The following is a 20,018-nucleotide window of genomic DNA, read 5'->3' as shown; positions in this document are numbered from 1 at the left end:
TCCTTCAGCAGAGTGGTTGTCCTGCAAAGACTAACGAACGGTTGTACGTCAGGTGCTATTCGAGGGCCGCCCGGACCGCGTGCGCCGCCTCGGCCGCGCGCTGCTCGGCGAGGGCGCCGGCGGAGGCCTCCTGCAGGTAGAACACGTCGACGGCCTGCGGGCCGAGGGTGGAGATGTGGGCGGAGCGGACGGCGATCTCCATCCGGGCCAGCGCGGCGGCGACGGTGTAGACGACCCCGGGGCGGTCGATGGTGCGTACCTCGAGGACGGTGGCCGTGCTGGAGGCCTCGGGCCGGACCACGACCGAGGGCTCGCTCCCCCGCGCGGCCGCGCTGGGCGCCAGCCGGGTCGCCGGGTCGAGGCGGCCCTCGGTGATCGCCGAGAACCGGGTACGCAGCACCGCGGCGTCCACGTAGGAGTCGTCGAGGTCCCAGACGCTGACCCCGAAACCGCCTTGCGGCCAGGCACGGCAGGCCCGGACCGGAAGTCGCGCGACCGCGAACGTGGCAGCGAGGTCGGCGAGCAGGCCGAGCCGGTCGGGCGCGATCGCCCACACCCGGGCGCCGTCGGCGAGCGGCTCGGTGCGGAAGGACGCCGCCCCGGAACGTACGTTCTCGGGGATCTCGACGGCGGCCTGCGGCCGCTCCCCCGCGGCGATGCCGGTATCGAGGACCCGCCCGGCCCACCGGGAGAGGTCGAGGATGAGCCGGGCCCGCCAGCTGGTCCAGGCCTGGGCGCTGGTGGCCCGGGCGTCGGCCTCGGTGAGCGCGGTGAGCAGCGCGAGCGCCTCCGCGTCGCCCATCGTGTCCACCACGAGGTCGACGGTCGCCGGGTCGTCGGGGTCGCGGGTGGTCGCGGTCGTGGAGAGCAGCAGGTGCCAGCGCACCAGCAGCGCGATCAGGTTGACCTCCTCGTCGGGGAAGCCCATCCGGGAGGCGATCCGGCGGGCGATCGGCTCCCCCGCGACGCTGTGCTCGGTCAGCGACCCCTTGCCGATGTCGTGGAGCAGCGCCGCGACCAGCAGCACGTCGGGGCGGGCGACGCGCGGCAGCAGCGCGGCCGCCTCGATGCAGGTCTCGATGGTGTGCCGGTCGACGGTGAAGCGGTGGATGATCGAGGCGTGCGGCAGCAGCCGGATCCGCTCCCACTCGGGCAGGATCCGGGAGACCGCACCGGTCTCCTCCAACGTCTCCCAGACCGCGAGCAGGCCGCGTCCGGCGCCGAGCAGCCGGAGGAAGAGGTGACGCGCCTCCTCCGGCCACGGCTCGGCCAGCGCCGGGGTGTCCCGGGCCAGTCGTGCGGCGGTCGGCGGCGCCAGCGCGACGCCGTGCTCGGCGGCGAGCGCCGAGGCGCGCAGCAGCATCAGCGGGTCGCGCGCCGGCCGGGCGCCGGGCACCAGCACCACCTCGCCGGAGGCGAGCGCCAGGCCACCGCCCAACGGCGCCAGCCTGGGACGCCGTGGCGCTCCGGGGCGCGAGCGCTCGAGCACCCCGTCCACCCGCCGCCAGGCCAGCCGGGAGAGGTGGGTGAGGCGGCGGCCGATGGTGCGGACGTGGGCCTGCGCGGTGCGAGCGTCGGCCAGCTCGAGCCGCTCGGCGAGCTGGTCCCACATCTCCGGCACGACCCGGTCGGTGGCCCGGCCGGCGATCTCCTGCACCAGGTCACGCACGTCGAGCAGGGCGCGGCGCGACTTCTCCAGGTCGACCGCAGGCACGTCGACCAGCCAGGTCGCCACGATCGCCTTGATCACGACCGCGTCGCGCAGCCCGCCGTACATCTCCTTCAGGTCGGGCACCGAGGCGTGTGCGAGCTCACCGGCGCGCCGGTGCCGCTCCACGCTCATCGTCCTCAGCTCGGGCAGCAGGGAGCGGGCGTGCTTGCGCCAGTGCGCCAGCATCGTCGTACGCAGCCGCAGCACGAGCCCGCGGTCGCCGGCCAGGTGCCGGATGTCGAGCAGCCCCAGCGCGACCCGGAGGTCGCCGGTCGAGGCGGAGAGCATCTCCGAGAACGACCGTACCGAGTGGTCGAGCTTGGGTGCGACGTCCCAGAGCGGGTACCAGACCTGCTCGGCGACCTCCCCGACGACGACATCGTCGTCGTGCACCAGCACCAGGTCCCAGTCGGAGAAGGGCGCGAGCTCCCCGCGCCCGTATCCCCCGACCGCGACCAGGGCGACCCCGACCTCGGGGCCGCCGGCCGCGGCGTACGCCTTGGCGCAGTGCTCGTCGGCCTGGGCCGTGCGCTCCGCCCGCCCCTCAGCGGTCACACTCGCCCCCTGGCTATGAGATTCAGATCGCGGCGTCGTCGCGGTCGCCGGTGCGGACCCGCACGATGGTCTCCAACGGGGAGACCCAGACCTTGCCGTCGCCGATGCGCTCGGTCTTCGCCGAGGTCTCGATGGCGCTGACCACCGACTCGACCTCCTCGTCGGGCACGGCGATCTCGATGCGGATCTTCGGGACCAGGGCGACGTCGTACTCAGCACCCCGGTAGACCTCGGTGTGACCCTTCTGCCGGCCGTAGCCCGAGACCTCGGAGACGGTCATGCCGGTGACACCGACAGCTTCGAGAGCGACGCGGACGTCCTCCCACTTGTGGGGTTTGATCACTGCCGTGACGAGCTTCATTTGTCTCCTCCGGTGGGGATTCGATGGACCGACACTGCCAGGAAGCCTAGTCAGAGCGCGTCCGTGTCGCGCGCACCGGTCCGTACACGGACGACGGACTCGATCGGGCTGAGCCAGACCTTCCCGTCGCCGATCCGTCCGGTCTGCGCGGTCTTCACGACGATGCCGACGACGTCCGCGGCGTCCTCGTCCTCCACCACGATCTCGATGCGGATCTTCGGCACCAGCGCGATGTCGTACTCCGCACCGCGATAGACCTCGGTGTGACCCTTCTGCCGGCCGTAGCCGGAGACCTCCGAGACGGTCATCCCGGTCACACCGAAGGCCTCCAGGGCCTCGCGCACGTCCTCCCACTTGTGGGGTTTGATCACTGCGGTCACGAGCTTCACGAGAGGGCGCCTCCAGAGGTCCTTGATCCTGCCATCTTCACCGCCACCCTCACCCGGGGACGTTTCGACACCCCGTGGCGTCTGTTTCCACTGTGTAACAGACCTTTTCCCCGTACGTCGCCATAGCACCGAAACAGCCCGCAAATCACCCGTGCCGGACCCGCGCGAGGCCACCAAAGGTCGCTACCCTCGTCGCATGTCGCACTACGCCGTCGAGATCGACCTCGATCACCGCAACACCAGCCACGTGCAGGTCCTCGACCTGGCTGAGTCGGCCGCCTCGGCGGGCGAGGGGAAGCGGGTCCTCGACGTGGGCTGCTGGACCGGCGAGGTCGGCCGGATCCTCACCGAGCGCGGCTGCACGGTCACCGGCATCGAGATCGACCCCGAGGCGGCCGGCCTGGCCGAGAAGGTGCTGGAGAAGGTCATCATCGCCGACCTCGACGCGACGCCCCTGACCGAGATCGTCGAGCCCGGCTCCTTCGAGGTGGTGATCTTCGCCGACGTCCTCGAGCACCTCGTCGACCCTCGGGCCGCGCTGGAGCAGGCCCGTGAGCTGCTCGCCCCCGGCGGCCGGGTGGTCATCTCGATCCCCAACGTCACCCACGGCTCGGTCCGGCTCGCCCTCCTGCAGGGCCGCTGGCAGACCACCGACACCGGCCTGCTGGACCGCACCCACATCAAGTTCTACTCGCGCGAGGGGCTGCTGGCGCTCTTCGCCGAGGCCGGCTACGCCGTCGAGGAGCTGCGCGGCACCACCGCCGACCCGCTCAACGTGGAGGTCTCGGTCGACCCCCGCCAGCTTCCCGAGGTCGCCGTGGAGTGGGTGCGTCAGCAGCCCGACGCGCTGGTCTACCAGTTCCAGCTCTCCGCCCGGCCGCTCGCCGAGGGCGAGGTCGCGCCGGCGCCGCCCGAGCTCGTCCAGGCCGCCCCGGCCGACGAGGTCCGGCTCCGCGACGAGCACACCCGGCAGTTCGAGGAGGTCACCCGCTCGCGGCTGGCCACCCGCGACCACATCCTCGGCATCCAGGCCTCGGCCAACTCCGCCCAGGCGCGGGTCGGCACCCTGTCCAAGCAGCTGCGCGAGGCCCGCGAGGTCAACCGCCGCCGCCGCGAGCGCATCGAGCGGCTGCGCGGCAAGGTCGCCGGCCTCGAGGCCGACCTGACGTACGCCAACCGGCACCCGGTGCGGAACTTCGGCCGCCGGGTCGTCCGCCGCCTCCGTCGCGCCGCCCAGAGCTGACCTCCCGTCGAGTCGGCCCGTCTTGACGAGCCGACTCGACGGGAGGTTCACCTCGGTTCACCTCACGTTGTTGGAGTAGCCCTCGCGGACGTGCTTGTAGTTGCCCCAGCGGTTGTTGACGAAGTCCTTCTCCCAGTCGTGGACGGCGTTGTCGCGGCTGACCGACTCGAAGTGGAAGAGGACGACGTCGTGGAGCCAGACCAGCCGCAGGCCGAGTGAGCGACGGACCTTGAGGCACAGGTCGACGTCGTTGTAGTTGACGGGCAGGCGCTCGCTGAACCCGCCGGCGTCGAAGAAGACCTCGCGCCGCATCGCCACGCAGGCGCCGGTGAGCGCGGAGGTCTCCCGGTTGATGTGCAGCTCGCCGTGGTTGCCACGCTCCTCGGGGCGGGCCCGGTAGTAGGCGTGGGTGATGGTGCCGCTGCCGTAGACGAGGCCGGCGTGCTGGATGCGGAGGTCCTCGAAGAGGAGCTTGGGGCCGGTCATGCCGACGTCGGGCTCGCGCAGCGGCGCGATCAGGTTCTCGATGACGCCCTCGGAGTACGCCTCCATGTCGTCGTTGAGGAAGACCAGCACGTCTCCACGCGCGTGCGCCGCGCCGACGTTGCACTTGGCGCTGAAGCTGAACTTCTCGGTGAACTCGACGAGCTTGATGTCGGCGCCCTCGATGGCCCGCAGCGCCTCCAGCACCGGGGCCGGGGTCGGGGTGTCGTAGACGATCACGAACTCGAGGTCGCGGTGCTTGCTGGTGGCGACCACGGAGCGGACGGTCTCGACGACCATGGCGCGCTTCTCGCCCCACACGATCGCGCTGGTGCCGATCGTCGGGATGATCACGCTGACCGGGGTCTCCAGGTCGGGCTCGCGCTCGACACGGTAGAGCCCGGGCGAGACCCCGCGGGTGGCCGTCGCCCGGATCCCGACACGGTCCAGGTGTGCCTGCACGGCGCGCACGCCGGCGTCCCAGGCGTACGGCTTGGCCTGGTTGTCGGCGGCGGCCGAGCCCGGGACCTGGCGCCAGTGGTAGAGCACGCCGGGGACGTGCACGATGCGCCGGGCTCGCTCGCTGACCCGCAGCACGAGGTCGTGGTCCTGGGATCCGTCGAAGCCCTCCCGGAACCCGCCGGCCTCCTCCACGACGGAGCGGCGGAAGACCGAGAAGTGGGTGCAGTAGTTGTGGTGGCGCAGCCGCTCCGGCGACCAGTCGGGCTTGTAGTAGGCGTCGCGGAGCTCGCCCGCGTCGCTCATCAGGTCCTGGTCGCTGTAGGCGTAGTCGAGGTCGTCGAACCGGTCGTAGGCGTCGACCATCTTGGCCAGCGCGTTGGGCTCGAGCACGTCGTCGTGGTCGAGGAGGGCGACCAGCTCACCGGTCGCCTCGGCCAGCGAGGAGTTCGACGCGGCCACGATCCCGCCGTTCTCCGGGCGCTCGACGATCCGTACGCGTCGGTCCCTCGCGGCCAGCTCACGCAGCCGCGGAAGCACCCAGGACTCCGGCGACTTGTCGTCGCTCAGGATCCACTCCCAGTCGTCGTAGGACTGGGCGAGGACCGACGCGATCGTGTCCTCGAAGGCATCGGCGGGCGGGTTGTAGACAGCAGTGATAAGCGATACCCGGGGCGATGGCATGGGCTTCAGCCTATGCCGCCCACCAGGGTTGGGCGGAACCCGACACGGGCCGCGACCTGGTTAGGGTGAAGGCCGACATCCCATCTTCTCGGAGGTTTCACCGTGCCGCGGTTGGTAGTGCTGGCGACGTACGACACCGAGGGCAGGCTGTGGCCCCATGTGCGCCACCAGATCGAGACGTACGCAGCCGCGGCCGAGGTCGTCGTGGTCTCCGCAGGGGGCCTGCGCGACGAGGACCGCGCTTGGGCGCAGGCCCGCGCACAGGTGGTCGAGCGCGACAACCGGGGCTACGACTTCGCCTCCTACCGGGCCGGGCTGGATGCCGCCGGCGACCTGGCGCGGTTCGACCTCGTGGTGCTGGCCAACGACAGCTTCATCGGGCCGGTGGTGCCGCCCGAGCAGATCTTCGAGGAGATGGCCGGACGCGGGGTCGACTTCTGGGGGCTGACCCGCAACCAGGAGATGGACGACCACGTCCAGAGCTACTTCGTGGGCTTCACCCCCGCCGCCGTCGCCTCGGAGGCGTTCGTCGCGTTCTGGCGCGACTTCGAGCCGCTCGACGACCGCGCCGAGGTGATCGTGCGCTACGAGGTCGGCCTGACCCGCCGGCTCGCCGAGGCCGGCCTGACCTACGACGCCTACTTCGTGCCGCGGGCGTACGAGCACCGGCGCGCCCGGGCACGCCGGTCCTGGATGGGCGTCAACATCACCTTCGACCCCGACGTCGACCCTCACCTGCTCCCGGCCACGACCGCCGAGTGGAACCTCGTACGCAACATCGGCAACCAGCCGCCCAACCCGTGCAACACGATGGCCGACAGCGTGCTCGACGGCGGCCGGCTGCCGATCGTGAAGATCGAGACGCTGCGCGACGACCCCTACGCCCTCGACGCCGAGGCGCTGCTGCGCCACTGCGAGCAGGCCTATCCCGACGAGTTCTCGGGTGTGCGCGCCTACCTCGACGAGACCCGGGAGGCGCGCGGGCGCCGACTCACCAAGGTGGTGCCGCTGACCGCCGAGCGTCGCCTCGACGGCAGGTCGCTGGCCTACTGCGCCGGCTACGGCACCACCGCCGGCCCCGCCGCCGGGCTGCGGCCCTCCAACCGGTTCGCGACCGGGTCGCTGGACGGTGACAACGCTCCCCCGGCCCAGATCGCGGCCCTGGTCGGCTCAGCCCCGGAGGTGCTCGAGGTCGGCTGCTGGACCGGCGAGATCGGCCGCCGGCTCGGCGCCCAGGGGTGCCAGGTGACGGGTGTCGAGAGGGACGAGGAGGCTGCTGCGTACGCGGGCCGGGAGCTGGCCGACGTGGTCGTCGCCGACCCGCTCGCCACTCCCCTGACCGATCTCTTCGCGCCGGGCAGCTTCGACGTGGTGGTGCTCGCCGAGCTCCTCGAGTACGCTCCCGACCCGGCCGCCGTGCTCGAGGACGCCCGCGGACTGCTTGCCCCGCAGGGGCGGATCGTGGTCTCCACCCCCAACGCCACCCACGGCTCGCGCAGGCTGGCGGTCCTGCAGGGACACTGGTCGACCACGCCGCTGCCGGTGGACCGGGAGCCGCTGCGGTCGTTCGACCGCGCTGGCCTGATGCGCCTGCTGGCCGACGCCAGTCTGGTCGCGACCGAGCTGCGCGGCACCCTCGCCGACCCGCTGGTCTCCGCCTTCGGGGTGCCGCAGAAGACCCTGCCGTACGCCGTCGCCGAGTGGGTCCGGGACCAGCCCGACGCGATGGTCGAGACCTTCCAGGTCGCCGCCCGCCCGGCCGTCCCCGGCGAGACCGTCGACGCCCCCGAGCTGGTCCCCGCCGTGGCCCCCGAGACCGTACGCCTCACCGACGCCCACTCCGAGAAGGCCCAGCTGATCAGGGCCGAGCGCCGCGCCGGCCGCCGGCTTCCCGAGCGGGTGGCCGAGCTCGAGGAGCAGGTACGCCACCTGGAGGAGGAGCTGGCCCGCAACCCGTTGCGGCGGGCGGCGGGCCAGCTCAAGCGGCGCGCGTTCTGACGCGGGTCAGTAGCGCAGACGGCGCAGGTAGGAGTAGCCGACCTCCGCGGTCTGGATCGGAGTGACCTCAGGGGTGTCGTTCTCGACGATGTACTCCTCCACCGCGTGGGCGGCGAAGATCTTCGAGAAGTCGATGAAGCCGGTGCCGAGGTCGCAGTGGTCGCCAGTGGCGGGGTTACGGTCCTTGACGTGGTACTGCCGCACCGCCTGCGGGGCGGCGGCGATCGTGTCGATGGCGAAGTCGATCGCGTCCTCGTTGGACATGCCGAGGTTCACGCCGCCCGTCACCGCCCAGTAGAGATCCACCTCGAGGTGGACGTAGGCCGGGTCCAGCTCGCTGGTGAAGACGTCCCACGGGGTGACGCCGCCACCGAGGTCGGTCGTGAACTCGTGGGCGTGGTTGTGGTAGCCGTACGCCAGCCCGCGGGCCTTCGCGGCCTGTGCCTCGACGTTCATCTGCGCGGCCCATCGCTGCCAGTCGGCCAGCGAGCTCGACGCCAGGTAGGGCACGTTGATGAACCGCTGACCCATGGTCTCGGCGTTGTCGAGCTTGGCCTCGAGCGCTGCCGGCGAGGCGCTGATGCCGTCGTGGCTCGAGGAGGACCGCAGCCCCAGGGAGTCGAGCGTGCCCCGCATGGCGGTGGCCGTACGCCCGTAGAGACCGGCGAGCTCGACCCGCGGATAACCGAGATCGGCCAGGGTCGCCAGCGTGCGGTCGACGCCGTCACCGCTCATCACGCTGCGCAGCGTGTAGAGCTGGATGCTGATCCGGCCCGGCGGGACCCGGCGGGTCCCGGCCACGGCCGCCGCGGCCGGGGACGGCAGGCCTGGTGCGGCGGCCAGGACGGCACCACCGGCGACGGCGCCCAGGGCGCCCTTGAGCATCGAGCGGCGGCTCAGACCTCGCTCGGCGAGTGATCGCCGCAGCGCGCTCTCACCGTCGTATCCGTAACACATGGATGGTTCCTCTCGGGGTTGTCGAACTCTCGGGGGTCGAGTCAGTCGTTGGTGCTGAACGCGGCGTCGAAGGCGGCGTCCGGGGCGTCGAAGGCGAGCCGGCGCACGAACTCGAGCGCCTCGGGGGCACCGACGAGGCGGTCCATGCCGGCGTCCTCCCACTCGATCGAGATGGGGCCCTCGTAGCCGATCGCGTTGAGCGTCCGGAAGCACTGCTCCCAGGGCACGTCGCCGTGGCCGGTGGAGACGAAGTCCCAGCCGCGGCGCGGGTCGGCCCAGGCGAGGTGGGAGCCGAGGCGGGCGTTGCGGCCGTTGCCGGTCTGCATCTTCGTGTCCTTGCAGTCCACGTGGTAGATCCGGTCGCGGAAGTCCCACAGGAACCCGACCGGGTCGACCTGCTGCCACACCATGTGGCTGGGGTCCCAGTTGAGCCCGAACGCCTCCCGGTGGCCGATCGCCTCCAGCGTCGCGACGGTCGACCAGTAGTCGTAGGCGATCTCGGAGGGGTGGACCTCGTGGGCGAACCGCACCCCGCACTCGTCGAAGACGTCGAGGATCGGGTTCCACCGGTCGGCGAAGTCCTGGTAGCCGGCCTCGATCGTCTCCTGGGAGACGGGCGGGAACATCGCGACGTACTTCCAGATGGCGGAGCCGGTGAAGCCGACGACGGTCTTGACGCCGAGGTTCTTCGCCGCCCGGGCGGTCATCTTCATCTCCTCGGCGGCCCGCTGGCGTACGCCCTCGGGGTCGCCGTCGCCCCAGATCTTGGCGGGCAGGATGTCCTGGTGGCGCTGGTCGATCGGGTCGTCGCAGACCGCCTGGCCCTTGAGGTGGTTGGAGATCGTGAAGACCTTGAGGTTGTGCTTCTCCAGCAGGTCCAGCTTCGCCTGGACGTACGTCTCGTCCTCGGCCGCCTGCCAGACGTCGAGGTGGTCGCCCCAGCAGGCGATCTCCAGGCCGTCGTAGCCCCACTCGGAGGCGAGGCGGCAGACCTCCTCGAACGGCAGGTCGGCCCACTGGCCGGTGAAGAGGGTGATCGGTCGGGTCATGGTTGTCCTTCCACGTGGGGTCTGAGGGTCAGAGCAGAGAAGCGAGCAGGTCGCGGACCTCGGTGGCCTCGAACCGGTCGCGCTTGGCGGAGGCCTCGGAGCAGATGAGCACGGGACCGTGCTCGGGGTCGTCCGGCAGCCGGCCGTGGCTGCCCGAGACCGGGGCGGGGTCGAGCGGCACGACGCTCATCGCGTAGCGCAGCCCGGCCGTCTTGCGGGCCAGGGTGGCGGCGGCCCGGAGCTTGACCCAGCGGTCCTCGGGGTCGAGGAACAGCTCGGCGGGGTCGTAGCCGGGCTTCTTGTGGATCTCGACGCCACGGGCGAAGTCGGGCGCGTTCGCGTCGTCGAGCCAGTAGTAGTAGGTGAACCAGGCGTCCGGCTCTGCCACCACGACGAGCTCGCCGGCACGCTCGTGGTCCAGTCCGTACGCCGCCTGGCCGGTGCGGTCGAGGACCTCGGCGACGCCGTCGAGGCGGGTGAGCAGGTCCCGGACTCGCTCCAGGTCGGCGGGGTCCTTGATGTAGACATGGGCGATCTGGTGGTCGGCGACCGCGAAGGCGCGCGACGTCCACGGGTCGAGCAGCTCGCCGGTGGCGTTGTGGTGCACGTGCAGGAGGCCCTCGCGGCGCAGCAGCCGGTTGACGTCGACCGGGCGGGACGCCTTCGTGATGCCGTACTCGCTCAGCAGCACGACGCGAACGCCAGCGGCGTCGGCGTCATCGAGCAGCGGCGCCAGGGTGGCGTCGACGTCTCGAGCCGCCTGGATCGCCTGCGGACTGTCGGGGCCGAACCGCTGCAGGTCGTAGTCGAGGTGGGGGACGTAGACGAGGGTGAGGTCGTGGTCGGGCATGACCTTGCGGGCGGCGGCGACGATCCAGGCCGAGCTCTTGATCGAGGCGGTCGGTCCCCAGTAGGTGAACAGCGGGAACGGGCCGAGCTCCTCGGTGAGGGTGTCGTGGAGCGACGGCGGCCAGGTCCAGCAGTCCGGCGACTTCTTGCCGTCAGCGTGGTAGGCCGGACGCGGGGTGACGGTGGTGTCGACGTCGGCGCCCATGGCGTACCACCAGCAGATGTTGGCGACCTTCGCGCCCGGTCGCCGGCGGCGTACGACGTCCCAGAGCTTCTCGCCCTGCACCAGCGCGTTGTGCTGGCGCCACAGCAGCACCTCGCCGAGGTCGCGGAAGAACCAGCCGTTGCCGACGATGCCGTGGTCGCGCGGCAGGGCGCCGGTCAGGAAGGTCGACTGGACCGAGCAGGTGACCGCGGGCAGCACGGTGCCGAGCTCGGCGGTGAACCCCGACTCCCCCACCTGACGCACCCGCGGCATGTGCCGGAGCAGGTCGGGGGTCATCCCGACCACGTCGATCACCAGAAGCCTGTCGCTCATGCCGATGCCTCCTGCAGCTGTTCCAGACCGGACTCGAGCAGCCGGTCGCGGGTCCAGGCCAGCTCGGCCGCGATGCCCGCGACGAGCCCGGCGTCACCGTCCGGGCGGGCCTGCTCGGGCAGGACACCCCAGGTGTAGGTCTCGACCTCGAGGTGGTCGGTGTGCGCCACCGGGCCGCCGAGCAGCGCGTCGAGCGTGCCGGCGAGGTGGTCGCGGGTGCTGCGCAGCGGCGGCGCCGGATCGGCATGAAGAGGTACGTGGAAGTGCACCCGCCAGGGATGCTCGGCCGGCAGCGGACGATGGCCGCCGAGCGCCTCGGGCAGGTCGTCGCGGCTGTCCACCCGCGCCCCGCGGGGCTCGCGGGTCTGGTGGAGGAAGCGGTCCTCGGCGTAGGACGCCAGGGCCTCGCGGGTCGCCGGGTCGCTCGGGTCGTCGGCGTGCAGGGCGGCGGAGACCTGGACCTTCACGACCGGCAGGTTCGCCACCTGCAGCCGGTCGAGCGCCTCGGCGGCGTCCTCGAACTGGGTGGCGAGGTGGCAGGTGTCGACGCAGATCCCGAGGTGGTCAGGCGCCAGCCCGGCGAGCCGGGTCACCGCGTCGCGGGTGGTCTCCACGACGCACCCGGGCTCGGGCTCGAACCCGACCCGGATCGTCCGGCCGTGCTCCGCCTCGAGGCCGGCCAGGCCGTCGGCGAGCTCGCCGATCAGCTCCCGGGCGGCCCGGTCGCGGTCGGTGAACCACGGGGTGCGCCAGCCGAGCGGCAGGGTCGAGATGCTGCCGCGGGCAGCGTCGTCAGGCAGCAGCGCCGCCAGCACCCGGGCGCAGTCGAGGGTGTAGTCGAGGCGGCGCCGCGTCGACCAGTCCGGTGAGTAGACGTCGCGCTTCACGACCGGGGCGTGGAACCCGGCGTACGGGAAGGCGTTGAGGGTGACCACCTCGAGGCCGTGGCGGTCCAGGTCGGCGCGGAGCCGGTCGAGGGTGGCCGGGTCGCCGGCGAGCTCGTGGGCCGTCGCCGCCGGAAGCCAGAGGCCGAGGCCGAGCCGGGTCTCGCCGAGGCGCGACCGGACCTCACCGGCGTAGCGGCGCAGCTGGTCGAGGATGCCGTCGACGTCCTCGGCCGGGTGCACGTTGCTGCAGTAGCCGAGGTGGACGACGGTGCCGTCGCGGTGCCGGAACCTCATGCCCGCTCACCTCGCAGCAGCGAGTTGCCGGCGAAGGTCGCACCCTCGTCGGCCGAAGGTACGTCCAGCAGCAGCCGCCCGCTCTGACCGAAGAACTCCACCGGGTTGCGCCACAGGACCTTGTCGACGTCGTCCTCGGAGAACCCGGCGGCGAGCATCGCCTCGCCGGTCGCCCGTGTCCGCAGCGGATCCGACCTGCCCCAGTCGGCGGCGGAGTTGACCAGCACCCGGTCGAGACCGCGGCGCTGAAGGATGGCGACCATCCGGTCGGGGTCCATCTTCGTGTCGGGGTAGATCGAGAAGCCCATCCAGGCGCCCGCCTCGTCCACGATGTCGACGGTGACCTCGTTGAGGTGGTCGACGACGACCATGCGGGGCTCCATCCCGGCCGCCTCGACCAGGTCGAGGGTGCGGCGGGTGCCGGCGAGCTTGTCGCGGTGGGGCGTGTGCACCATCGCCGGCAGCGCGAACTCCCGAGCCAGCTCCAGCTGCCGGCTGAAGGCCTTCTCCTCGTCCTCGGTCATCGAGTCGAAGCCCACCTCGCCGACCGCGACGACGCCGTCCTTGGCGAGGTAGCGCGGCAGCAGGTCGAGCACCGGCGTGCAGCGCGGGTCGTTGGCCTCCTTCGGGTTGAGCGCGATCGTGCAGTGGTGGGCGATCCCGAACTGCGAGGCCCGGAACCGCTCCCAGCCGACCAGCGAGTCGAAGTAGTCGACGAACGAGTCGACGCTGGTCCGCGGCTGGCCGAGCCAGAAGGCCGGCTCCACCAGGGCGCGGACGCCCGCGGCGTACATCGCCTCGTAGTCGTCGGTCGTACGCGAGCTCATGTGGATGTGCGGGTCGAAGATGCGCATCAGGACTCCCGAGTGGTGGTGGGGACGGGGGCGGAGAGGAACGGCAGGGCGTCGGAGGGCACCTCGCGGCCGGCGGCCTGCCGCTCGGCGGCGTAGTCGGCGACCATCCGGCGCAGCTCGTCGTCGGCGCGATCATCGAGACCCGACACCAGACGGAGCGGCACACCGACGAAGAGGCACTTCAGGACTGCCTGGCGCCACATCGCGTCGTCGAGACGAGCCGCGTACGTCCCCACGGCAGCGGCCACCAGCCGAGGGTCGTTGGTGCGCAGCGCGTCGTGGAGCAGGTCGACGGCCCGGTCCCCCAGCTCCTCGGAGAGGAGGCCGAGGCCGAGCACGACCGCGCGCCGCTCGTCGGCGTCGCCGAAACGGTAGAGGTCGTGCACCTCCGTGCTCAGTCGGTCGGCGTCGTCGGCGAGGCCACGCCCGAGGGCGCCCAGCAGCCGCAGGCGTACGTCGTCCTCGACCCGCTCCTCCCCCGGCTCGGTCGCGGTGCCGGGACTCCGTCCGAGCTCGCGCGCCGCGGCCGGGAACCGGGTGCGGATCCGGGTCGGTTCGGTCTGGATCTCGGCGCACCACTCGGTCAGCAGCGTCTCGTTCATGCGCGCACCTCCTCGGGGTCGGGAAGCGCCGCGAGGGTCTCGCGCAGGAACGCGAGGGAGCGCTCGGCAACGACCGGCGCGGCGTGGGACTGGCGGGGCAGCTCGAGCGCGGCGAGACCGGTGTAGCCGATCTCGACGAGCGCCCCGAGCGCCTCGGCGAAGTCGACGCGCCCGGTGCCGAGCTCGAGGTGCTCGTGGACGCCCTCGACCATGTCGTCGACCTGCACGTTGGCCAGCAGCAGCCCGGCCCGGCGGATGGTCTCGGCCATCCCCCGCGGCTCGTTGCAGACCACGTGTCCGATGTCGAGCGTGACCCGGAGCAGGTCGGGGTCGTCGAGCCGTCGGCGCAGCTCCAGCACGGCGTCGAGGGTGTCGACGAAGTGACCGGGCTCGGGCTCGACGGCGCACACGACCCCACGACGCTGCGCGAGGTCGAGGACCCGCCAGACCCCGTCGCACAGGCGTCCCCAGGCGCGATCCTCCTCGACGCCCTCGGGCAGGGTGCCCGACCAGAACGAGACGGCCTCGGCGCCGAGGTCGGCGGCGACCTCGACGGCCCGGTGCAGGTAGTCGACCCGCCGGCTGGCGTCCTGGCCGGGATGGAGCAGGGTCGGGTAGTGCTTGCGGCGCGGGTCGAGGATGTAGCGGGCGCCGGTCTCGATCACGACCGCAAGGCCGAGCTCGTCGAGCCGGCGTCCCACCTGCGCGACGCGGCTCGCCAGGTTGGGCCGGTAGGGATCGAGGTGGAGGTGGTCGAGGGTCAGCGCGACGCCGTCGTAGCCGAGGTCGGCCAGGATGGTCAGGGCGTCCTCGAGCCGGTGGCTGTGCATGCCGTTGGTGCCGTACCCGAACCGCAGGGTGCTCGTCGCGCTCATGTCGGGGACACCACCTTCGAGGCGGTCTTCACGATCGGCCCCGCAGCCAGCAGCCCGATCGCGGCCAGCGGCGAGCGCCGGGCGACGAGCGCGGCCTGCAGCGGGATCATCCCGCGGATCCCGGCCCCGGTCGCCCGCCGGACCGTGCCGGCATCCGGCGAGGAGACCGCGGCGAGCTGGGCGGAGCCGACACTGCCTGCGTACGTCGCGGCGAGGGCGACGGGAAGCGCCGCCCTCCCGTGGCCGGCCGCCACGGCCGCGGTCGCGACCGTGACCCCGCCGGCGAGACCGGCTGTGACGGGCTGGGTGCCGCGCACCTCGCCTCGGCTGAGCAGGGTGACCCCCGCGGTGTGGGCCGCCAGCAGCCCGGCGGGCACCAGCCCGGCCCTCGTACGCCCCGCGGCGCTCGCCCCGAGGAGCACGTCGAGACCTCGGGCCGCGGCCATCGCGACCGGCCCGGCGGCGGTGTCCTTGAGCACGGTGTCGTAGGCCCACACCGCCCCGGCCAGGGCGGCAGCCGTGGCCGCGGCCGGACGCCCTCCGGCGAGCGCGGCCAGCCCGACACCGGCCGCGGTCAGCCCGACGGCGGTCCCCAGCGCCTGGCGCGGGCTGATCCGCCCGGACGGGATCGGTCGCTCCGGCCGTTCGACGGCGTCGAGATCGCGGTCGGCCCAGTCGTTGAGCGCCATCCCGGCCCAGTAGAGCGCCACCGACGCGGCCGGCATCGCCAGCGACCGGGCGCCGAGCGGCCCGGCCGCGGCCGCACCGGCCAGGGTGTCGCCCGGCACGGTGAGGGCCGCCGGCAGCCGGACCAGCTCGGCGAAGGCTCGGGCACGAGACGTCATGCGCCCACCCGGGCACACCACGCGACCAGCTCGTCCCACTGCGTACCGAGACGGTGCTCGGTCGAACCGGCCGGGTCCTTGAAGAAGAACCCGAACGGCAGCGGACCGGCCTCCCCGACCTCGTGCGCGCGCAGGGTCAGCCGGGCCAGGTCGAGCACCAGCGGAGCGGCCAGCGCCGAGTCGCAGCCGCTCCAGGTGAACTGCAGCGACATCCGCACCCCGAGGAAGCCCTCGAAGGAGACGTGGTCGATGGCCGTCTTCCAGTCGCCGTGGTCGGGGACGTAGTCGATGTGCATCGGCCCCTCCACCGGGTGACCGAGCATCGCCTCCAGCCCTTGGGCCTTGGTGACCAGCTTGCTGCGCGCGTTGTCCGGGTCGGCGAGCGTGGCACCGTCGCCGCCGCCGAGCATGTTGTAGGACGCCCAGGCGTTGACCTGCAGCGCCCGGGTGGCGAACATCGGCGCCAGCGCCGACTTGAGCAGCGTCTCGCCCGTCTTGCCGTCCGAGCCCGCCCACGGCAGCCCGGCCCGCTCGGCGAGCGTGACGAGCACCGGCAGGCGTGGCCCCGGGCTGGGGGTGAACGAGACCACCGGGCAGCCGGCCCGGTAGGCCGCCAGCACGTAGACGGAGCTGGCCGGCAGCGGCGACTCCCCCGCCGCCAGCGCCGCGTCCAGAGCGTCGGGGTCGGCCAACGGCCCGCCGTGGACGACCTCTGCCGGCGGCTCGGTGCTGGCGACGTCCACCACGACCACCCGCTCGAGTCCGTGGGCCTCGCGGAAGGCGACGAGATCGGCACTCAGCCTCTCGATCGCCTCTCGTTGGTGCTCCTCGCTCGAGACGTCATACCCCGTACGCAGCCGCCCCTCGACCTCCTCGAGCTCGCTCGCGATCCCCGGCAGGATCCCGGCGGGGACGACCCCGCCGGCGGCAAGCCGCTCGGCCCGCTTCACCAGGGGGTCGGTGGCGAGGTCGTGGCCTCCGATGACGAGCTCGTCGAGGGAGGGCAGGCCTGCCGCAGCGATCTCCGGCTGCTCGGCCACGAGCCCGACCCGGCCGGCGAGCCCTGCCCGGACGGCCAGGGCTCCGACGATCGTCGTGACCCCGACCGAGCCGCGGGCACCGATCAGCCAGAGGCCGACTCTCCCCGAGCCGGTGCCCTGCCCGGTCACCGGTCTGCCCCGGCCCTGAGCGGCGCGACTCCGGCAGCCATCTGGATGCCGCCGAGCACGTGGGAGAGAAACTCCGGCTCGGTGAACGACTCGTTGGTGTGGCCCATCCCGGTGTAGAAGGCCCGGCCACCGTCGTACTCGTGGCACCAGGCGATCGGGTGCGGCTCACCCATCGCGAACCGGCCCGGGTCGTAGCTGCGCTCGTCGAGGTCGGCGAGGATCCTGACCGAGTCGGCCGGACGGGCGCGGAAGCTGTACCACTCGTCCCAGCGCGTCCACCGCTTCGGCAGCTCGGCCGTGGCAGCGGTGTTGTGCGCACGCACCTTCACCGTTGCGGTCTGCTGGGCGGGATGGCCGGCGAAGTACGCACCGACCAGGCCGCCGTACCAGGGCCAGTCGTACTCGGTGTCGGAGGCGGCGTGGATGCCCACGTACCCGCCGCCGCCCTGGATGTAGCGCTCGAAGGCCGCCTGCTGGCCGGCGTCGAGCACGTTCCCGGTCGTGGAGAGCCACACCACCGCCGCGTACGCCGCCAGGTCGGTGTCGTTGAACACCGCCGCGTCCTCGGTGGCGGTCACCGTGAAGCCGTTCTCGACCCCCAGCTTCTCGATCGCCGCGATGCCGTAGGGGATGGAGCCGTGCCGGAACCCGGCGGTCTTGGAGAACACCAGGACCTGGTACGTCCCCGCCGCCTCGCCCAGGCCGGAGCCGGCTGCTCGCGCGGCCGGTGCCGACGACAGACCCGGGGCCACTGCGGCCGCGGCCACCAGGCCAGCTCCCGCGATCACGTTTCTTCTCGATGCGTACTTCATGGTGCGTCCTTTCCGAACTGAGTGGCAGAGTCGTTCCAGGCGAGAGCGGGGGATGGGTCAGGCGGGGATCTCCTGCCACGTCCTGGTGTCGGAGCTGGTCTCGACGGCGGCGAGAACGCGCTGCACCTGGAGCCCGTCGGCGAACGTCGGTGTGGGCTCGGCACCGTCACCGAGTGCGCGGACGAGGTCGACGACCTGGTGGGTGAAGCCGTGCTCGTAGCCGAGACCGTGTCCCGGCGGCCACCAGCCCGCCACCCACGGGTGGTCCGGCTCGGTGACCACGATCCGCCGGAAGCCGCCCTCGGCGTCCGGCAGGGTCGCGTCGTGGAAGTGCAGGACGTTCATGTCCTCGAAGTCGAAGGCCAGGCTGCCCTTCGACCCGTTGATCTCGATCCGGATCGCGTTCTTGCGGCCGGTCGCGAAGCGGGTGGCCTCGAAGGAGCCGACCGCTCCCCCGGAGAACCGGGCCAGGAAGACCGCAGCGTCGTCGACGGTGACCGGACCGCGTCCGGCCCCGGCCGTCGCGGACAGCCCCGAGGAGGCCGAGGCCACCGGGCGCTCCTTGACGAAGGTCTCCAGCATCCCGGAGACCTCCTGGATCCGGTCCCCGGTGATGTGCTGCGTCAGGTCGATGACATGGGCGCCGATGTCGCCGAGCGCGCCCGAGCCGGCCTTGGTCTTGTCGAGACGCCAGCTCAGCGGGGTCTCGGGGTCAGCCAGCCAGTCCTGCAGATACTGCGCCCGCACGTGGTGGAGCTCCCCGAGCCGACCGTCCGCGACGAGCTTCCGGGCCAGCGCGATCGCGGGCACCCGGCGATAGGTGAACCCGACCATCGCCCGTACGCCCCGCTCCGCGGCCTGGGCAGCGGCCGCAGCCATCCGCTCGGCCTCGGCCACGGTGTTGGCCAGCGGCTTCTCGCACAGCACGTGCTTGCCGGCCTCCAGCGCAGCGATCGCGATCTCCACGTGGGTGTCGCCGGGCGTGCACACGTCGATCAGGTCGACGTCGTCGCGGGCTATCACCTCGCGCCAGTCGGTGGCGCTCTCCGCCCAGCCGAAGCGGGTCGCGGCCTCGGCCACGCGGTCGGCGTCACGGCCGCAGACGACCTGCATCCGCGGGGTGAGGGGGAGGTCGAAGAAGCGGTGGGCGCTGCGCCAGGCGTGGGAGTGGACGGCGCCCATGAAGGCGTACCCGATCATCCCCACCCCGAGTGTGGCGTTCTGCTCGGTCATCGGAACTCGATCCTGTGTTCGGTGGTGTCGCCCCGCGCCCGAGCGCGGAGCGACCTTGCGGTCTGGCTGGGTCTGGCTGGGTCAGGCGGTCAGGACTCGAAGGCCGTGGGGAGGAACTCCGCCACGTTCTCCTTGGTGACGACCGGCGCGTCCAGCTGGATCGTGCGCGGCACGGTCACCTCGACCAGGTCGGACATCGCCTTGTCCTGCGCCAGGAGCCGGGCGAGCTTGATGCCGTCGGCGGCCTGGGTCGACGGGTAGATGACCGTCGCCTTGAGGACGCCCTTGTCCGCCTCGATCTCGCGCATCGCGTTGGCCGAGCCGGCGCCGCCGATCATCGTGAACTCGTCGCGGCCGGCGTTGTTGATCGCGGCGAGGACGCCGACGCCCTGGTCGTCGTCGTGGTTCCACAGGAAGTCGATCTTCGGCGCTGCCTGGAGCAGGTTGGAGGCCGCCTTCTCGCCGCCCTCGACGGTGAAGTCGGCGGCGACCCGGTTGTCGACGTCGAGGTCGCACTTGGCCAGCGCGTCCTTGAAGCCCTGGCTGCGGTCCTGGGTCAGCGGCAGCGAGTCGATGCCGGCGATCTCGGCCACGACGGCGTCCGTCTTGCCGTCGGCCTGCTCGCAGACGTACTCACCGGCCGAGACGCCCATGCCGTAGTTGTCACCGAGCACGGTGACGCGGGCGGCGTTGGGGTCGTTGAACTCACGGTCGACGTTGATGACCGGGATGCCGGCCTCCATCGCCTTGAGCGCGACCGGCGTCAACGCAGCGCCGTCGAAGGGCAGCAGCACGATGGCGTCGACCTTGTCGTTGATGAAGGTCTCGACCTGGCTGATCTGCAGGCCGACCTCGTTGGTGCCTTCCGCCAGGCGGAAGTCGACGTCCTCGTACGCCTCGGCAGCGGCCTTGGCCTGCTCGCTGATCGCGCCCATCCAGCCGTGGTCGGCGGCGGGGGCCGAGAAGCCGATGACGACCGTGTCGCCCTTCTCGTCGTTGGAGCCGGCCTTGGCGTTGGAGGTGCCGCCGACGTTCTCGGACTTCTCCGGGGTGTTGCTGATGCAGGCCGAGAGGGCCAGCACCGAGAGCCCGGCGACGAGGATTCTTGCGGTGGACTTCAGTTTCATGGTGGTGCTCCTAGATCGTGCGAGAGGTGGAGGAGAGACGAGTC

General features: G+C 72.0%; 18 protein-coding genes. 2 read left to right on the top strand and 16 right to left on the bottom strand.

The annotated features are described in order from the left end of the window. Positions 1–55: 55 nt before the first annotated feature. Genes G5C66_RS07630 through G5C66_RS07620 form a run of 3 tightly spaced genes read right to left on the bottom strand, consistent with a single transcriptional unit; the run spans position 56 to position 3,016 of the window. Positions 56–2,266 (bottom strand): [protein-PII] uridylyltransferase, encoded by a 2,211-nt coding sequence (locus tag G5C66_RS07630; RefSeq protein WP_165110364.1) that lies wholly within the window; start codon positions 2,264–2,266, stop codon positions 56–58. Positions 2,267–2,288: 22 nt separating this feature from the next. Beyond that, positions 2,289–2,627, bottom strand: a complete 339-nt coding sequence (locus G5C66_RS07625; protein WP_008363338.1) for a P-II family nitrogen regulator — start codon at positions 2,625–2,627, stop codon at positions 2,289–2,291. Positions 2,628–2,677: 50 nt separating this feature from the next. Further along, entirely contained in the window at positions 2,678–3,016 is a 339-nt protein-coding gene (locus G5C66_RS07620) for a P-II family nitrogen regulator (protein ID WP_165110363.1), read from the bottom strand. Between the two features lie 196 nt (positions 3,017–3,212). Between G5C66_RS07620 and G5C66_RS07615 the strand changes: the two genes are divergently transcribed. Next, positions 3,213–4,259, top strand: a complete 1,047-nt coding sequence (locus tag G5C66_RS07615) for a class I SAM-dependent methyltransferase (protein ID WP_165110362.1) — start codon at positions 3,213–3,215, stop codon at positions 4,257–4,259. Positions 4,260–4,316: 57 nt separating this feature from the next. Here the strand turns inward: G5C66_RS07615 and G5C66_RS07610 are convergent, their stop codons facing one another. After that, positions 4,317–5,885: a glycosyltransferase gene (locus G5C66_RS07610; RefSeq protein WP_165110361.1), complete on the bottom strand. Its 1,569-nt coding sequence runs from the start codon at positions 5,883–5,885 to the stop codon at positions 4,317–4,319. Positions 5,886–5,987: 102 nt separating this feature from the next. Between G5C66_RS07610 and G5C66_RS07605 the strand changes: the two genes are divergently transcribed. After that, positions 5,988–7,883, top strand: coding sequence for a rhamnan synthesis F family protein (locus G5C66_RS07605; RefSeq protein WP_165110360.1), 1,896 nt, complete (start codon positions 5,988–5,990; stop codon positions 7,881–7,883). Between the two features lie 6 nt (positions 7,884–7,889). Here G5C66_RS07605 and G5C66_RS07600 read toward each other — a convergent pair whose 3' ends face one another. The 12 genes from G5C66_RS07600 to G5C66_RS07545 all read right to left on the bottom strand — a co-directional run bounded on the left by G5C66_RS07600 (position 7,890) and on the right by G5C66_RS07545 (position 19,974). Continuing rightward, positions 7,890–8,840 carry a sugar phosphate isomerase/epimerase family protein gene (locus G5C66_RS07600; protein ID WP_165110359.1) on the bottom strand — a complete coding sequence of 317 codons (951 nt, stop codon included), beginning with the start codon at positions 8,838–8,840 and terminating at the stop codon, positions 7,890–7,892. Between the two features lie 41 nt (positions 8,841–8,881). Next, entirely contained in the window at positions 8,882–9,889 is a 1,008-nt protein-coding gene (locus G5C66_RS07595) for a sugar phosphate isomerase/epimerase family protein (protein WP_165110358.1), read from the bottom strand. 28 nt (positions 9,890–9,917) lie between these two features. Further along, entirely contained in the window at positions 9,918–11,276 is a 1,359-nt protein-coding gene (locus tag G5C66_RS07590) for an alkaline phosphatase family protein (protein ID WP_165110357.1), read from the bottom strand. Further along, on the bottom strand, positions 11,273–12,457 hold the full coding sequence (gene eboE, locus G5C66_RS07585; RefSeq protein ID WP_165110356.1) for a metabolite traffic protein EboE: 1,185 nt from the start codon (positions 12,455–12,457) through the stop codon (positions 11,273–11,275). The genes G5C66_RS07590 and eboE overlap by 4 nt, the downstream gene beginning before the upstream one ends. Beyond that, complete coding sequence (locus G5C66_RS07580) at positions 12,454–13,311, bottom strand: TatD family hydrolase (protein ID WP_165110355.1); 858 nt, start codon at positions 13,309–13,311, stop codon at positions 12,454–12,456. Before G5C66_RS07580 ends, eboE begins: the two co-directional genes overlap by 4 nt. Then, entirely contained in the window at positions 13,311–13,913 is a 603-nt protein-coding gene (locus tag G5C66_RS07575; RefSeq protein WP_165110354.1) for an EboA domain-containing protein, read from the bottom strand. Before G5C66_RS07575 ends, G5C66_RS07580 begins: the two co-directional genes overlap by 1 nt. Further along, complete coding sequence (locus tag G5C66_RS07570) at positions 13,910–14,788, bottom strand: sugar phosphate isomerase/epimerase family protein (protein ID WP_165110353.1); 879 nt, start codon at positions 14,786–14,788, stop codon at positions 13,910–13,912. Before G5C66_RS07570 ends, G5C66_RS07575 begins: the two co-directional genes overlap by 4 nt. Further along, positions 14,785–15,633, bottom strand: a complete 849-nt coding sequence (locus tag G5C66_RS07565; protein WP_165110352.1) for an SCO3242 family prenyltransferase — start codon at positions 15,631–15,633, stop codon at positions 14,785–14,787. The genes G5C66_RS07570 and G5C66_RS07565 overlap by 4 nt, the downstream gene beginning before the upstream one ends. Continuing rightward, on the bottom strand, positions 15,630–16,802 hold the full coding sequence (locus tag G5C66_RS07560) for an inositol-3-phosphate synthase (protein WP_338144099.1): 1,173 nt from the start codon (positions 16,800–16,802) through the stop codon (positions 15,630–15,632). The genes G5C66_RS07565 and G5C66_RS07560 overlap by 4 nt, the downstream gene beginning before the upstream one ends. Then, complete coding sequence (locus G5C66_RS07555; RefSeq protein WP_165110351.1) at positions 16,799–17,614, bottom strand: ThuA domain-containing protein; 816 nt, start codon at positions 17,612–17,614, stop codon at positions 16,799–16,801. Before G5C66_RS07555 ends, G5C66_RS07560 begins: the two co-directional genes overlap by 4 nt. A 57-nt stretch (positions 17,615–17,671) precedes the next feature. Further along, positions 17,672–18,847 (bottom strand): Gfo/Idh/MocA family protein, encoded by a 1,176-nt coding sequence (locus G5C66_RS07550; protein ID WP_165110350.1) that lies wholly within the window; start codon positions 18,845–18,847, stop codon positions 17,672–17,674. 89 nt (positions 18,848–18,936) lie between these two features. Continuing rightward, on the bottom strand, positions 18,937–19,974 hold the full coding sequence (locus G5C66_RS07545; RefSeq protein ID WP_165110349.1) for a substrate-binding domain-containing protein: 1,038 nt from the start codon (positions 19,972–19,974) through the stop codon (positions 18,937–18,939). Positions 19,975–20,018 lie beyond the last annotated feature (44 nt).

The organism is Nocardioides turkmenicus, assembly GCF_011045035.1.
GTDB lineage: Bacteria > Actinomycetota > Actinomycetes > Propionibacteriales > Nocardioidaceae > Nocardioides > Nocardioides turkmenicus.
Note: the sequence above shows the minus strand (reverse complement) of the source record. Positions and strands in the feature narration are given on the sequence as shown.

What these genes read in the sequence shown, in the direction of transcription:
- G5C66_RS07625 (WP_008363338.1), bottom strand. Translation starts at nt 2,627, where the DNA reads ATGAAGCTCGTCACGGCAGTGATCAAACCCCACAAGTGGGAGGACGTC.
- G5C66_RS07615 (WP_165110362.1), top strand. Translation starts at nt 3,213, where the DNA reads ATGTCGCACTACGCCGTCGAGATCGACCTCGATCACCGCAACACCAGC.
- G5C66_RS07610 (WP_165110361.1), bottom strand. Translation starts at nt 5,885, where the DNA reads ATGCCATCGCCCCGGGTATCGCTTATCACTGCTGTCTACAACCCGCCC.
- G5C66_RS07600 (WP_165110359.1), bottom strand. Translation starts at nt 8,840, where the DNA reads ATGTGTTACGGATACGACGGTGAGAGCGCGCTGCGGCGATCACTCGCC.
- G5C66_RS07595 (WP_165110358.1), bottom strand. Translation starts at nt 9,889, where the DNA reads ATGACCCGACCGATCACCCTCTTCACCGGCCAGTGGGCCGACCTGCCG.
- G5C66_RS07590 (WP_165110357.1), bottom strand. Translation starts at nt 11,276, where the DNA reads ATGAGCGACAGGCTTCTGGTGATCGACGTGGTCGGGATGACCCCCGAC.
- eboE (WP_165110356.1), bottom strand. Translation starts at nt 12,457, where the DNA reads ATGAGGTTCCGGCACCGCGACGGCACCGTCGTCCACCTCGGCTACTGC.
- G5C66_RS07580 (WP_165110355.1), bottom strand. Translation starts at nt 13,311, where the DNA reads ATGCGCATCTTCGACCCGCACATCCACATGAGCTCGCGTACGACCGAC.
- G5C66_RS07575 (WP_165110354.1), bottom strand. Translation starts at nt 13,913, where the DNA reads ATGAACGAGACGCTGCTGACCGAGTGGTGCGCCGAGATCCAGACCGAA.
- G5C66_RS07570 (WP_165110353.1), bottom strand. Translation starts at nt 14,788, where the DNA reads ATGAGCGCGACGAGCACCCTGCGGTTCGGGTACGGCACCAACGGCATG.
- G5C66_RS07565 (WP_165110352.1), bottom strand. Translation starts at nt 15,633, where the DNA reads ATGACGTCTCGTGCCCGAGCCTTCGCCGAGCTGGTCCGGCTGCCGGCG.
- G5C66_RS07555 (WP_165110351.1), bottom strand. Translation starts at nt 17,614, where the DNA reads ATGAAGTACGCATCGAGAAGAAACGTGATCGCGGGAGCTGGCCTGGTG.
- G5C66_RS07550 (WP_165110350.1), bottom strand. Translation starts at nt 18,847, where the DNA reads ATGACCGAGCAGAACGCCACACTCGGGGTGGGGATGATCGGGTACGCC.
- G5C66_RS07545 (WP_165110349.1), bottom strand. Translation starts at nt 19,974, where the DNA reads ATGAAACTGAAGTCCACCGCAAGAATCCTCGTCGCCGGGCTCTCGGTG.